Here is a 13,664-nt window from a genome sequence, read left to right on the forward strand (position 1 = left end):
ACTAATCTATAACAACTTTTCCTCCTATCGAATGCTTTCGATTTTCCAACTATTCCAACCCTTAAAGCGTATAGCCCCTTGCTGGTCAGTTCGATATACTTTGCTATTGATAGTTTCCAGTCGGGTCAAGGTTTCCTGATGAGGGAGTTTCGTTCGATTGCTCTTTCCAACTGAAATGAGAATCACCTCTGGTTTGAGCTGTTCTAAAAAGGCTGAACTTGATGATTGTTTAGAGCCATGTTGGCCAGCTTTCAAGACATCAATTTTCAAGTCTGGATAGTGCTTCAGCAAGCCCTTCTCTCCTTTCTCCTCCAAATTTCCAGTGAAGAGAAAGTTTTTATCCAAGAGTTTTCCATACAAAACCAGGGTATCTTCATGATCTCCAATTTTCCTTGGAGATAGGACTTCTAACTGACTTCCAAAAATTGGCAAGTTTTCTCCTTCTGTCACACTGCGCACCTTGGTTTGAGTTACCTGTAGTTCTGCAACAAATTCCTTCTGTTTCAGACTGCCTTTGGACACTAAAATTTCCCCTACATGGAATGCCTTGGTCACCTCCAGCAAATCTCCAACATGTTCCTTGTCCGTATTTGTCAAAATTAGCTGATCAATCTTGGCTACTCCTCGACTTTTTAGATAGGGGATCAAGCTTCTCTGTGCATTGCTGGTCGTCGCCTTTTCTTGCCATTTTTCGATTTTCTTATTAGATTCTGCCTTGCCACCGACATCTATGAGAATGGTTTTACCAGTTACATCCCGTAAGAAAATACTTTCACCTTGCCCCACATCCAGCATGCTGATTTCATTTTCCAGTGGATGCTTGGTCAAGAAAAAGAGACCCACAATAAGTAAGCTGAAGCCAGCTACTCTTTTGATATTTTTCCTCAAATCATAGACCAAAGCCAAGGAAATTAACAATAAGATTAAAAGCCATACATTGGGTTGTCCAAAGACCAGAGGCCTACTTGCCACCTGCGACACCAAGCGAATCATTCCCTCCAACCATTCAAAGATAAAATTCAGCTGAATGACTGGATAGAGAAAGGAAAGGGCAAATAAGATAGACAAGAGCGGTAAGAAGACCAAGTCAAATAGAAAGGAAAAGACAAAGGTCAAAAGGATGGACCAAGGTTGAAATTCCGCAAAATAGAAGGACAGAATGGGCAATATTCCCAAGGAAATGACTAGACTTTCTCTGGCAATAGCCTTAAGCCCCTCTCCTTCTTTGCTAGTCATGGTCAAGATAAAAGCATAAGCGCAGGACAAGACTCCTCCTGCTGTCAAGAAAAAGTTGGGCATGATAATAAAGAGGACAAGCACCGTCAGAGCAAAATTATCCAAGCCCTTAACACCATGTTGAGCCAGTAACTTTTGCAAGAGACTGCGAATGACCGAGGCTGAAAATCCAGTCAGGCCTGCATAAATAAGGAAAAAGGGATAAGTTAGCCATTTCAACTTTTCTTGGGTCAAGCCCAATCGCAAGAGAAGTTTCTTAAAGCCATCCATGAAAAAACCTACCTGCATACCCGACAAGGCAAAGAGGTGGATAATTCCTAGACTAGAATAAAGCTCATTCATCTCCTCAAAGTCGGTGTCCAGATGTCCTAGTAAGAGCCCTGTCATGTAGTTCCGCATAGGGTCTGGAAAATGCGTCTTAATCCAAACTACAGCCTTTCGGCGTACACTGGACAGATTTTCACCTATATCCAAACTGCCAACCTTTTGAAGTGACTGGATTTTTTTGATATTGAGAATCTGGTAAATTCCCTGAGTTTTCAGATAGGTTTGGTAGTCGAAACCACCAAAATTTCTCTTCCCTTCTGGCTCCGAAAGCTTCCCTTCTAGTCCTATCTCATGAATGTCGGTTAAAGCTTGAAAGGTTTCTTTCTCCTCCTCGGACTGGAGTTTATAATAAACTTGAAAAATGCGTCCATCAGACTTGCCACGAAAGGATAGACTGTCACCATTGACTTTAATAGTATCAGGCAAAATCCGTACCCTTTCAACAGAATCCGCCAAATTTTGACTTGCTTGACTCTGTTGCCAATTTTGAAACAGAAACCAGAAGCCAAAGATTCCACAAATCACTAGAACTTTGCTAGCAGATTTCCAAGGAAATTGGAAAAAGAGACAGACTAGCAGAAAAACAAAGCCTAACAAAGCAAGATAGTATGCTGAGAAAATAGAATAGTAAAGCCAAAGCAATAGAAAACTCAGGTAAATTAGGGGAATAGGGAGTTTCTTAATCCACTGTAACATAGTCTTTTAGCTTTTCTATCGTTTTAGCACCAATGCCAGAGACCTTCTTAAGTTCATCAACCGACTTGAATTTGCCATTAGTCTCACGATGATCGATAATATCCTGGGCTCGTTTTCCTCCCAAGCCTTTGACCTGCTTGAGTTCTTCCAGACTGGCCTTGTTGAGATTGATTTTCTTTTCCTTGCTCGTTGAAGAGGCCGTCCCAGAAGCAGTCTGTTGACTAGCTGCTTCTTCTCCCTTAGTTGGAACATAAACCAGGGCTTCATCACTAACTTTCTGAGCTAGATTGAGCGACTTGCTGTCTGCTTGCTCTGTCAAGCCACCAGCCTTCTGAACGGCATCATTGACCCGACTACCTACCGGCAAATCATAAATTCCAGGTGCTTTAACAGCGCCTTTTACATCTACTGTGATTAGATCTTGTTCAACCGGTTCTTCCTTCTTCACTTCATTTTCGGATACCGAATCCTTGGAAACAGCTGCAACTTCAGCCTGCAAATTCGTTTCCTTGACAGGTGTTTGTGGAGATGGTTTTAGCAGGAAAAATCCTCCTACAAGTAAGCCCAGACCAGTACAGATGACAATGATTTTATACTCTTTGATTTTCTCGATAATTGCTTCCATATTTTCTCCTCTCTTAGATTATTCGTAAGAGGAAGAAAAAACAGTTGAAAATTTCTTTTCAACTGCTTATTTATTTGCAAAATAGTCTTCCTTGGTCAAGACATAATGAACTCTTGTCACGATTCGGCCTTCTTCATGCTGGTCAATACAAGCATAAGCTTCTTCGTGGGAAAAACGCATTCCTGATTTCTCCATGACCTTTCCAGACGCAGGATTATTCTTATCGTGAAGGGCAATCAACTTATTCATCCCTATCTTCTCAAAAGCTAGCTCAATCACAGCACGATTGGCTTCTGTCGTTAATCCTTGATTCCAATACTTTTTATTGATAATATAGCCAATAGCTGCCTTCTTAAGAGCAGGATCAATCTTGTGCAAATCAATGGTTCCGATAAATTTGCCATTGCTTTTTAGTCCTATCCCCCACCGTCCCAAGGGATTGGCCAAGTAGAACTGAGCAATATTATTTTGAGTTTCTTCCAAGCTTTGATTGGTTGGAAAAGTGTAACGCGTATTTTCTCTGTCCGAGGCATATTCAAACATTGCTTCCGCATCATCCAAAGTTACAGGTCTAAGCAATAAACGCTCTGTCTCCATTGTTGGATACTGGGATAGTTTTAAAAAGATTGATTCCATACTTCTCCTCCATTTAAAAATATTTTCTACCAGTCTAGCATAAAAAATAAATTACAACAAATTTTTCTTGCTTTTTAAAGCGGTTTCATATAGAATAAAATCATCACCTTATTTTATAGATAATGTGATAAATCATTTACAACCCGTCAATAGAAAGGGAGTTTTTCTCTATGTTAATCGGAATTCCAAAAGAAATTAAGAATAATGAAAACCGTGTTGCCCTAACACCTGCTGGTGTCCACAGCTTAGTCGGCCGTGGTCATCGCGTCCTTATCGAAACAAATGCTGGTCTCGGTTCTGGCTTTACTGATGCTGACTATCAAAAGCAAGGAGCTGAAATTGTCGCTACTGCTGGTGAAGCCTGGGCAGCTGAATTGGTCGTAAAAGTAAAAGAACCACTAGCTTCTGAATATGGTTACTTACGTGACGACCTGCTTCTCTTCACCTACTTGCACATGGCCGCTGCTCCAGAATTAGCAGATGCTATGTTGGAAGCAAAAACAACTGGGATTGCCTATGAAACTGTCCGTGATTCCCAAGGTCAATTACCACTCCTCGTACCTATGAGTGAGGTTGCAGGCCGTATGGCAGTCCAAATCGGCGCCCATTTCCTAACTAAGCAAGCAGGAGGTTCTGGTGTCTTACTGGGTGGTGTGCCGGGTGTACCTAAAGGGAAAGTAACCATCATCGGTGGCGGTGTCGTAGGGACCCATGCTGCTCGAATTGCGCTTGGTCTTGGTGCTCAAGTAACCATCCTTGATATCAGTGCTAAACGTCTTTCAGTCCTCGAAGAAGTCTTTGGTCATCAAATCCAAACCCTTATGTCCAATTCATTCAACATCGAAGCCAGTGTGAAAGATGCGGATGTGGTGATCGGAGCGGTTCTCATCCCAGGTGCCAAGGCACCAAAACTGGTCACAGATGAGATGGTCAAGCAAATGCGTCCAGGATCTGTCATCGTTGACGTTGCCGTTGACCAAGGTGGTGTTATCGAGACAGCTGACCGTGTGACAACGCACGATGAGCCTGTATATGAAAAACACGGTGTTCTCCACTATGCCGTTGCCAACATCCCTGGTGCGGTTGCTCGTACTTCAACCATTGCCCTAACCAATGTCACTCTTCCTTATATTGAAGCTTTGGCTGGTAAAGGTTTTGTACAAGCAATCTCTGAGGATGAGGGCTTGCGCCAAGGTGTTACTACTTATCAAGGTTACTTAACCAGTCTTCCAGTAGCCCAAGGTCTCGATAAAAAACATACTCCAATTGATGAACTAATCTAAAAAATCTAATTATCAGATAAAAGAAAGAGCAATTCCACCTGAACTGCTCTTTTTTGCTATTCTCTTTCTTCTTGGACTTCTTCACGCTCTTCTTTTTTAACTGGAGCTGGTTCATAAGCTCGGATAATCTGAGCGACAACTGGATGGCGAACCACATCCTTGGCTGAAAAATGAACAAAGTCAATCTGATGGATATTCTTGAGTTTCTCTTGGGCATCAATCAAACCGGACTTGACATTACGCGGAAGATCAATCTGACTGATATCTCCATTGACAATCATCTTAGAATTAAATCCTAAACGAGTTAAGAACATCTTCATCTGCATGATAGTCGTATTTTGCGCCTCATCGAGAATGACAAAGGCATCCTCCAAGGTCCGTCCACGCATATAGGCAAGGGGTGCAATCTCGATAATTTCACGCTCCATGAGACGAGTCGTCTGGTCTTTGCCTAGAATCTGATACAAGGCATCATAAACAGGTCTAAGGTAAGGATCTACCTTCTCTTTAAGATCACCCGGAAGAAAACCTAGACTCTCTCCTGCCTCAACCGCTGGACGTGTCAAGATAATTCGTTTGACCTGGCCACGTTTAAGGGCAGTCACTGCCAAGGTCACTGCAAGGAAGGTCTTCCCTGTTCCTGCAGGTCCGATTCCAAAGGTTACATCATGATGTTTAACACTATCCACATAAAGTTTTTGCCCCAATGTTTTGACACGGATAGGTTTCCCTGTATTGTCCTTGATAATTTCTTCTTCGTAAAGGGCGACAAACTTGTCGATTTCATCGTTTTTGACCATACTAATAGCCGTCACTACATCTGGCGTCCCAACGGTCATCCCACGATTGACCAAGACCATGAGGGCTTGAATAACCTGACGGGCTTCCTCACAAGCAGACTCTTCTCCCAAAATCTGGACAATCTCCGTACGAGCATGAATCACCACATCAAGCTCTTCTTCCATCAAACGAAGATGGCGTTCATTGGAACCAAAAAGATGAAACAGGTCATCTGGATGACTCAGTTGAATGTCTATTGAATGTTCCTTCAAATAAAGAACCTCTCTAATCCTTTTATTTCTTTTTATTATAGCAAAGTGGTGGAGAAATTACTAGCCCAACCCCAATGAATCATGCTAGTGTTCTAAGTATTCTTGCCAGATAGCGTCAAAGTCTCCTAGGTTGAAAGAGAAACTTGCATGTTCTTCCAAAAAGCGACTCACCTCATCAAAATCATCTGTGTGTTTTGGAAAGGCTGACTCCTCAAAAGCTAGGTCTGCCAATATAGCCTTGGGACTGTTACTTTTAGGATTGCGCTCGGTCATGAGCCAAGTGTAAAATGATTTTCTCATAAGTCTCCCTAAATCAATTCTGTACCAAACTGGTCTTGCTTGATTTTACCAGCCTTCATCAAGACACCAAGTGCCTTTTTAAACTGGCCTTTAGAAATACCAAAGGTAGCCTTGATGTCATCAGGAGATGATTTATCATTTAAGGTCATGAAACCGCCGTTGCTTTCTAAGTAAGTCAAAATCATCTGAGCATCATTTTCCAACATTTCAAAGGAACGTGGTTTGAGGGAGAGGTTCAAGGTACGGTCCACTTCACGGAAACCAATGACACGCGCATCTAAGACTTGACCCAAACGTGGCTCTGCGTAGCGCTCGCTAGGATGGATAAAGCCAAGCATGTTATTTTCTGGCAGGTAAACAAAGGTTCCTGACAACTTGAGACGGTAAACAATGGCTGGCCAGTTTTGGTTCTGCATGTTATTGTAGGCAGGACGAGCTAGACGTTGGAAGTCTTCTTGATAAGCCAAGAGTCCCCAGATACGGTCTTTCTTGTCCACTTCAAGACGGATGTAGAGTTGATCCCCCTTCTTAGGCCAGAGTTCCTTGAGTTCAGGGAGAATATCAAGTGATACTACGACTTCCTTATCGGGTAGACCTGTATCCACAAAGACACCCAAGTCTTTCCGAACTTCCGTTACAGTTCCCCAACCGAATTGATCCTGAGTGGCAGTCACTTCTAGAGTTGTCAAACGGAGTTTTTGCTTCATATCTGTATAAGCAAAACCTTTAACCGTGTCACCTACTGTATGCTGACCTTCTTCCTTAGCAAGAGCATAGGTTTGACCATCCTTTTGCACAAAGTAGAAACGGTCATTCTCATCGATGATCAGTCCAACGATAAAACTTGCAAGATTTGTATTCATATTTCCTTCTTTCGAATAAAACTCAGCCAGCAATGCCAACTGAGTTTTTCTGTTTATTTTTAGACTTCCAAAAGTTCTTTCTCTTTGTTGGCAGTCATGTCGTCGATGTGTTTAACAGCATCGTCTGTTACTTTTTGAATGTCTTTTTCAAGAGTCTTCAATTCGTCTTCAGTGATTTCTTTTGCTTTTTCTTGTTTCTTGGCTTCGTCCATAGCATCACGACGGATATTGCGAACAGCCACTTTAGCATTTTCGCCGACCTTCTTCACTTCTTTAGCAAGATCACGACGAGTTTCTTCTGTTAGAGCTGGGATAACCAAGCGAATCACAGAACCATCGTTAGCTGGTGTGATACCAAGATCAGAAGCGTTCAAGGCACGTTCGATATCTTTCAATGAAGACTTGTCAAATGGTGTTACCAACAAAACACGCGCTTCTGGAATGGTAATTGAAGCGATTTGGTTAAGAGGAGTTTCAACTCCATAGTATTCTACATGTACACGGTCCAGCAAGCTTGCATTGGCACGACCTGCACGGATACCACCAAATTCACGAGCAAGTGATTGATGAGATTGGGTCATTCTCTCTTTAGCTTTTTCAATAATTGCATTAGCCATAATCTTTCTTATTCCTTTTCTTCGATATTGTTTGAAACTGTTGTTCCGATATTTTCTCCAAATACAACACGTTTGATGTTGCCTGGTTGGTTCATGTTGAAGACAACCAAGTCAATGTCGTTATCCATTGAGAGGGTTGAAGCTGTTGAGTCCATGATACGAAGACCTTTATTGATAACGTCACGGTGGGTCAATTCTTCAAATTTAACGGCTGTCTTATCTTTCTTAGGATCGGCATTGTAAACACCATCGACACCATTTTTGGCCATAAGGATAGCATCTGCTTCAATTTCAGCCGCACGAAGGGCCGCTGTTGTATCTGTTGAGAAGTATGGTGAACCAATTCCGGCACCAAAGATAACGATACGGCCTTTTTCAAGGTGACGAAGGGCACGTCCACGTACGTAAGGCTCTGCCACTTGTTGCATTGCAATGGCTGTTTGCACACGTGTATCAACCCCAACTTGTTGCAATGAATCTGCCATCACAAGAGCATTCATAACAGTCCCAAGCATTCCTGTGTAATCTGCCTGAACGCGGTCCATACCTGCTTCAGCAGCAGGTTCTCCACGCCAGAGATTTCCTCCACCAATAACAAGGGCAATTTCGATACCTAAGCTATGAACTTCTTGAATCTCTTTTGCGATTGTTTGAACTGTTTGGATATCAATCCCTACGCCACGTTCACCGGCAAGGGCTTCACCTGATAACTTAATTAAAATACGTTTATACTTGGGATTCGCCATTTTCACTCTCCTTTTTTTATCCTACCTATTTTATCACAATTTCTAAGATTTTTATAGTATCATGAGCAATTCTTTCAAAAAAATTAGACAGTTAAAAATTCCTCTAAATCGCTGAGGGCACGCTCTGCAATTTTTTCATAACGAGCCTTCTTATCACGGATACGCTCGCCTTCCAACTCCTTGATAATTCCGAAATTGACATTCATTGGTTGGAAATGTTTGCTATCTGCATGAGTGATGTAATGAGCTAAGCTTCCGATAGCCGTCGTCTCTGGGAAAATAGCCTCACTTTCTCCCTTGAAAAGACGAGCCGCGTTAATTCCCGCAACTAATCCTGACGCTGCTGACTCTACATAGCCTTCCACACCAGTCATCTGACCAGCAAAGAAGAGATTTGGTTGTTTCTTAGAACGATAGGTCTGTTCAAGAAGATTTGGTGAATCCATATAAGAATTGCGGTGCATAACACCATAACGAACAAACTCAGCATTTTCAAGACCTGGAATCATTTGGAAGACACGCTTTTGTTCTCCCCATTTAAGGTGGGTCTGGAAACCGACGATATTATAGAGACTACCAGCTGCATTGTCCTGACGAAGCTGAACCACTGCATAAGGTGTTTTGAATTCTCCATCACGAGGGCCTGTATAATCGTCTGGATACTCAAGGCCGACTGGTTTCATAGGGCCATAAAGCATAGTTTTAATGCCACGTTTGGCCATGACTTCGATTGGCATGCATCCTTCAAAATACTTTTCTTTTTCAAAGGAATTGAGCGGTGCTTCTTCCGCATTGACCAAAGCTTCATGGAAATCCATAAACTCTTGCTTGGTCATAGGCGAGTTGAGATAAGCGGCTTCTCCCTTATCATAACGTGATTTGAGATAGACCTTGCTCATATCGATGGTATTGACGTCGATAATAGGCGCTGCCGCATCGTAGAAATAGAAACCATCTCCATTATTAAGGGCATGAATTTTCTCAGCTAGGGCATCACTAGTCAAGGGACCAGTAGCCACAACTGTGATAACATCTGTTGGTAATTCTGTAATTTCATCACGAACCACTTCAATCAAGGGGTGGTTGGTCACTTTTTCAGTCACCATCTGTGAGAAACCATCACGGTCCACCGCAAGCGCACCACCTGCAGGAACCCGTGTAGCCTCAGCAGATTCCAAAATAACAGAACCCAAGCGACGCATTTCTTCCTTGAGAAGCCCGACAGCATTTGTAAGAGCATCCCCACGAAGGGAATTAGAACAAACTAACTCAGCAAAATTGTCTGTTTTATGTTGAGGTGTTGACTTGACACCACGCATTTCATAAAGTTTAACTGGAATACCACGCTCTGCGATTTGGTAGGCTGCTTCAGAACCTGCCAAACCAGCACCGATAACATTGATATAAGATTGAGACACGACACTAATACCTCTTTGGGAGTTGAAGACAAGTTTCACATTGAAAAAGCCAATCGGACTTTCCTCGCTCTCGAGTTTTCTGGCTCAGGCTGAAAAAGTCCCCCCGGACTTTTTCACTCCCACAAATCTTTCTATTTTTTTCTTCTACTAGTATAACAAAAAAAGGGAAGAAGGCAAACTTCCCTGTTTAGTCATTTTCTTGTTTTTCTTCCCAGTCATGGTAGGCAGCGTAAAGCTGGCTTTTATTCCACTGGTAAAACTTAGCTACTTCCTTAATGGCTTGATTTTTCTTCATACCTTGCTGTATGCGGGCTTGGATTTCTAAGAACAAGTCTTCCTCGTCTTTTTCCTCCACATCCTGACTGGCACCTTCCACGATGAGAAGGCATTCACCCTTGAGAGGCGTTTCAGCGATACTTTCCAGCAATTCAGAGATTTTTCCTCGTTGGTATTCTTCGTAAATCTTTGTCAATTCTCTTACCAAGACTACCGAGCGGTCACCATAGACTTCTAGCATATTTTCTAGCGTATCTGCCACACGATGAGGCGATTCATAGAAAATTTGAGTTTCTGGATAGTCTTTTTTCAAGTCGAAAAATTGCTTTTGCTGGCCTGATTTTCTGGGTAAGAAGCCGTAAAATATGTGTGGCTGTGGCGCTAAACCACTGGCAATCAAGGCAGAAATTCCTGCAGAGGCACCTGGAACAGTGATAACTGCGATTTCTTCCTCAATCGCAGCCTTGACCAAATCATGGCCAGGGTCTGAAATGCTAGGCAGACCTGCATCGGATACCTGAGCAATACTTTGCCCTGCTTTCAGGAAATCAATCAAATCAGGAATCTTTTCCTTGGCATTGTGCTCATGAAAACTAATCTGTTTGGTAGAAATGTCAAAATGCTTGAGCAAAAGCCCTGTATTGCGCGTGTCCTCAGCAGCAATCCAGTCCACTTCTGTCAAGGTCTGGATAGCTCGAAAGGTCATATCGTCTAGATTGCCAATCGGCGTTGCCACTAGATACAGCTTGCCATAGGGAGACTGCCCCTTAAAACTTTTTTGAATCTGCATGCCTACTCCCTGTATAACAACTCGTCACAGAACATACATTCCTCGTCCTGCTCTCGACGTTGTCCATAAAAATCATTACAAACGTGAAATCCATCACGGTAAATGCGACGGACACTTTCGCGAACATGTTTGGCCTTGACGGGAGCATCTGCTTCCACCTCACCCAAGCGTTCGCGCAACTTACTATTTTCCAAGCGAAGAGCTGTATTTTCCTCTACCAGGCTCTTGAGATTTTTCTTGATGGCTTCCACATCGGCCAAGGTTACCAACAACTGTTGGGAAAAATCATCCAGCGCGTCAAATAATTCTTTTTTGTCCATAAAACAGCCCTTTCCTTTCTTTATCCTTCATTTTTGAGTTTATATTTCTTTTAAGACCAGATATTCCATGGCATTTTGAAAGCTGACATTGGCTTGCCACATTTTTCTAGCTTCTAGCAGATCTTGTAGAATCATCCTTACTCTTACTTGCAAGAGGTCCTGCCCACAGAGGACTTCAATAATCCGTAAAACCTGATCTTGTTTTTCCTTGTCATCTGCCAAGCTAGCTAATTTGGCTACTTGAAGATAACTTTCTTTTTTCTTATCTACTAACCAAGTTAGCAGGTGTTCACTTTCATCGACCAAGGTCCAAAAACTTGTCTGATTTGCCAACTTTTCTGCTTCAGCTCGCGATTGACTAAACTGAGCTAGGAGAGTCGCTTTTTTCTTAACCAGACTTGCTTGTTCTAATTGATGGATGAGCTTTTCTTCTTGTTTTTTAAAGTGGAAAATCTGGGTCCGACTTCGAATTGTTGGTAAAATCTTTTCCTCATCGCTGGTCAAGAAGAAAATGTAAACCTCACTCTGGGGTTCTTCGATAACCTTGAGCAGAGAATTGGCTGCGTTGGGGTGCATCTTCTCAGCTTGCTCGATAATAAAAACCTGCTGCTGGCTTTCAATCCCTGCTTGGGAAAACTGTCCCACCAATTCCCGAATCCGTTCTGTCTTGATGACCTGATTGACTGGCTTAATCAAAGTGACATCGGGAAATTCTTCCTGTTCAATCAGCTTGCAGTTTCGACATTTCTCACATGGTAGAACGCCAATTTTATCCGTGCAAAAGAGACTTTTAGCCAAAAAGTGCGCCATTTCCAAGCTTCCAAAGAAACCTGAAAAGAGATAGGCGTGATTGAGCTGTTCTTGTTCTAGGATACGGACAAAGCGGTCAAACTGGTCTGGTTGCCAAGCCTTTAGTTGATCTTGTTTCATTTTAGCAAGCCCATTCTGTCAAACAAGACAGCCTTGGTAGCTTCCACAACTTGGTCCAAGGGAAGACTGGCATCAATCTTGACAATGCGATTTCCTTCTTTTTCCAGGAGAGAAAGGTAACCTTGACGGACTTTTTTATGCAAGTCCAACCCTTCCAAATCCAAACGATTAACCTCGCGATTGCTATTAGCAGCAATACGAGCCAGCCCTTCTTCCACCTCGATGTCAAAATAGAGTGTCAAATCGGGTTTAAGACCATCTGTCGCAAAGTGATTGAGCCAGTCAATGGCGTCAATATCCAAGCCACGACCAAATCCCTGATAGGCAAGAGAACTATCAATAAAGCGGTCTATAATGACCAACTTACCAGCTTCAAGTGCTGGAAGAACTTTTTCCACCAAGTGCTGTCTGCGACTGGCGATATAGAGAAGGAGCTCTGTCTTAGCATCCATCTGAGTATGTCTTGGATCCAAAATTACTTCCCGAATCTTCTCCCCAATCAAGACTCCGCCAGGTTCACGGGTCGTCAGCACCTCTACTCCTTTTTCCTCTAAAATTGGTAGCAGAGCCTCTAAAACACTGGTCTTGCCTGCTCCCTCTGGTCCCTCAAGAGAGACTAAAAATCCTTTTGACATGTCTAACTCATTTCTTTTTTACTACTTCTATTCTATCAAAAAAATAGGGGTTTGTGACAATCTTTTTGTCTTCTCATTTCAGCCACCATAAAAGAGGCAGTCAAAGCCACCTCTTATTTACCTAGTTTTTTAGTTCGTTTGTAGGCTTTTTTGACTGCCTCCATAACGGTTCCTCTAAAGGCATGTGCTTCTAAACTAGCTACACCAGCGATAGTTGAACCGCCTGGGCTACAAACTTGGTCTTTCAAAACTCCAGGATGTTGCTGACTTTCAAGGACCAATTGCCCAGCTCCTACCACAGTTTGAGACGCCATTTTCAAGGCCGTTTCTCGTGGTAATCCCGTCTGAACGCCCGCATCTGCCAAGGCCTCGATAAAAAGATAGACAAAGGCTGGTCCACAACCTGCAAGACCTGTCGCCGCGTCGATTAATCCTTCCCCAAGTTCAACCAAGAGACCAGCCTTGGCTAAAAGCTGACAAAAGAGCTCACTATCCTCAGCCCTGCAATTAGGAGACAAGGCATAACTAATCACTCCTTGACCAATAGAAGCAGGGGTATTTGGCATCATACGAATAATTCGGTGTTGACTTGGGATAAGACTTGCTAGTTTTTCCAAGGTCAATCCAGCTGCCATAGAAATCAAAAGAAGACTTTCTCGTTTTTCAAGGATAGTATGATATTGAGAAAGCAAGTCTGAGAACTGTACAGGCTTAACTCCTAGAAAAATCACATCTGCTTCTGCGAATATTTCTTCATTGCTAGAAGCCTGACCACCAAAGTCGGCAATGAAAGCATCCACCTTAGCTTGACTACGATTGGCAAGGAGAATCTGAGCACCCGTATTGGTCTGCAAGACAGCCTTGGCCAAACTAGCACCCATATTCCCCAAACCGATAAATCCAATCTTCATCTC

General features: G+C 42.7%; 15 protein-coding genes. 1 reads left to right on the forward strand and 14 read right to left on the reverse strand.

Features of this window, described 5'->3' with window-relative positions; all coding sequences use genetic code 11:
- Positions 1–24: 24 nt before the first annotated feature.
- From HT734_RS01335 to HT734_RS01345, 3 genes are all read right to left on the reverse strand, one after another.
- Positions 25–2,259 (reverse strand): DNA internalization-related competence protein ComEC/Rec2, encoded by a 2,235-nt coding sequence (locus HT734_RS01335; RefSeq protein WP_173278249.1) that lies wholly within the window; start codon positions 2,257–2,259, stop codon positions 25–27.
- On the reverse strand, positions 2,243–2,884 hold the full coding sequence (locus HT734_RS01340; protein WP_125451246.1) for a helix-hairpin-helix domain-containing protein: 642 nt from the start codon (positions 2,882–2,884) through the stop codon (positions 2,243–2,245). The genes HT734_RS01335 and HT734_RS01340 overlap by 17 nt, the downstream gene beginning before the upstream one ends.
- Positions 2,885–2,950: 66 nt before the next feature.
- Positions 2,951–3,520, reverse strand: coding sequence for a GNAT family N-acetyltransferase (locus tag HT734_RS01345; RefSeq protein WP_125451245.1), 570 nt, complete (start codon positions 3,518–3,520; stop codon positions 2,951–2,953).
- 170 nt (positions 3,521–3,690) lie between these two features.
- Here HT734_RS01345 and ald point away from each other — a divergent pair, with 170 nt between their 5' ends.
- Positions 3,691–4,803 (forward strand): alanine dehydrogenase, encoded by a 1,113-nt coding sequence (gene ald / locus HT734_RS01350; RefSeq protein WP_140833231.1) that lies wholly within the window; start codon positions 3,691–3,693, stop codon positions 4,801–4,803.
- A 56-nt stretch (positions 4,804–4,859) separates the two neighbouring features.
- On the opposite strand, the gene HT734_RS01355 is transcribed toward ald, so the two are convergent.
- The 11 genes from HT734_RS01355 to proC form a co-directional block, all read right to left on the reverse strand.
- Positions 4,860–5,855: a PhoH family protein gene (locus HT734_RS01355; protein WP_173278247.1), complete on the reverse strand. Its 996-nt coding sequence runs from the start codon at positions 5,853–5,855 to the stop codon at positions 4,860–4,862.
- Positions 5,856–5,939: 84 nt separating this feature from the next.
- Positions 5,940–6,155, reverse strand: coding sequence for a YozE family protein (locus HT734_RS01360; protein WP_001232084.1), 216 nt, complete (start codon positions 6,153–6,155; stop codon positions 5,940–5,942).
- Between the two features lie 8 nt (positions 6,156–6,163).
- Entirely contained in the window at positions 6,164–7,018 is an 855-nt protein-coding gene (gene cvfB / locus HT734_RS01365) for an RNA-binding virulence regulatory protein CvfB (RefSeq protein WP_173278245.1), read from the reverse strand.
- A gap of 59 nt (positions 7,019–7,077) precedes the next feature.
- Positions 7,078–7,635, reverse strand: a complete 558-nt coding sequence (frr, locus tag HT734_RS01370; protein WP_001262225.1) for a ribosome recycling factor — start codon at positions 7,633–7,635, stop codon at positions 7,078–7,080.
- Positions 7,636–7,643: 8 nt separating this feature from the next.
- Entirely contained in the window at positions 7,644–8,381 is a 738-nt protein-coding gene (gene pyrH / locus HT734_RS01375; protein WP_000002996.1) for a UMP kinase, read from the reverse strand.
- A gap of 83 nt (positions 8,382–8,464) precedes the next feature.
- A complete protein-coding gene (gene trmFO, locus HT734_RS01380) occupies positions 8,465–9,799 on the reverse strand; it encodes a methylenetetrahydrofolate--tRNA-(uracil(54)-C(5))-methyltransferase (FADH(2)-oxidizing) TrmFO (protein WP_173278243.1) in 1,335 nt (444 codons plus the stop codon).
- A gap of 187 nt (positions 9,800–9,986) precedes the next feature.
- Positions 9,987–10,865, reverse strand: coding sequence for a 16S rRNA (cytidine(1402)-2'-O)-methyltransferase (rsmI, locus tag HT734_RS01385; protein ID WP_173278241.1), 879 nt, complete (start codon positions 10,863–10,865; stop codon positions 9,987–9,989).
- Between the two features lie 2 nt (positions 10,866–10,867).
- Entirely contained in the window at positions 10,868–11,185 is a 318-nt protein-coding gene (yabA, locus tag HT734_RS01390; RefSeq protein WP_000358228.1) for a DNA replication initiation control protein YabA, read from the reverse strand.
- Positions 11,186–11,224: 39 nt separating this feature from the next.
- The gene (locus HT734_RS01395; protein WP_173278239.1) at positions 11,225–12,115 is read right to left on the reverse strand and encodes a DNA polymerase III subunit delta'; all 891 of its coding nucleotides are present in this window, start codon (positions 12,113–12,115) and stop codon (positions 11,225–11,227) included.
- On the reverse strand, positions 12,112–12,750 hold the full coding sequence (gene tmk, locus HT734_RS01400) for a dTMP kinase (RefSeq protein ID WP_173278237.1): 639 nt from the start codon (positions 12,748–12,750) through the stop codon (positions 12,112–12,114). The genes HT734_RS01395 and tmk overlap by 4 nt, the downstream gene beginning before the upstream one ends.
- Before the next feature lie 113 nt (positions 12,751–12,863).
- Complete coding sequence (gene proC / locus HT734_RS01405; RefSeq protein WP_173278235.1) at positions 12,864–13,661, reverse strand: pyrroline-5-carboxylate reductase; 798 nt, start codon at positions 13,659–13,661, stop codon at positions 12,864–12,866.
- Positions 13,662–13,664: the final 3 nt, after the last annotated feature.

This window comes from Streptococcus sp. k-90, assembly GCF_013277565.1.
Classification (GTDB): Bacteria; Bacillota; Bacilli; order Lactobacillales; family Streptococcaceae; genus Streptococcus.